Origin of the sequence: Streptomyces sp. MK7, from assembly GCF_032658145.1 — a bacterium.
Classification (GTDB): domain Bacteria; phylum Actinomycetota; class Actinomycetes; order Streptomycetales; family Streptomycetaceae; genus Streptomyces; species Streptomyces spiralis.
Window position 1 is genome coordinate 1 of record NZ_JAVACL010000157.1, and the last position, 433, is coordinate 433.

The 433-nt window shown below is 72.3% G+C and carries 1 pseudogene; it reads right to left on the reverse strand.

Annotated features, from left to right (window positions below):
- Positions 1–433: pseudogene (locus R2S09_RS40275) on the reverse strand (cytochrome); the annotation flags it as partial.

Sequence of the window (433 nt, forward strand, 5' to 3'; positions counted from 1 at the left end):
GGCGATGGCGTTCTGCACGAAGCGGGCCGGGTGGCCGGTCACCGCGGAGTAGGCGGTGTGGATCTGTGCGATGCCGGCCTGCTCCCAGTCCTGCATCTCCTGCTTGTAGAAGTAGTCGTGCTCCGGGTGGCGGCAGCCGACGAACACCTGGGACAGGCCGACCTGGGTGCCGCTGGCGTGCTGGGTCGCCCGTTCCTCCAGGAAGCCGCGCAGCGGTGCGATGCCGGTGCCGGGGCCGATGAGGATGAGCGGGGTGGCGGGGTCGGCGGGCGGGGCGAAGGTGGGGGAGGGGACGCGGACGTAGCCGTAGACGACGTCTCCGGGTTCGAGGCCGGCGATGTAGGCGGAGCAGGTGCCGCGGTATTGGCCGTCGCCGGAGAGGGCCGGGCCCTCCAGCAGGCCGACGGTCAGGCGCACATGACGCGGGTTGGCC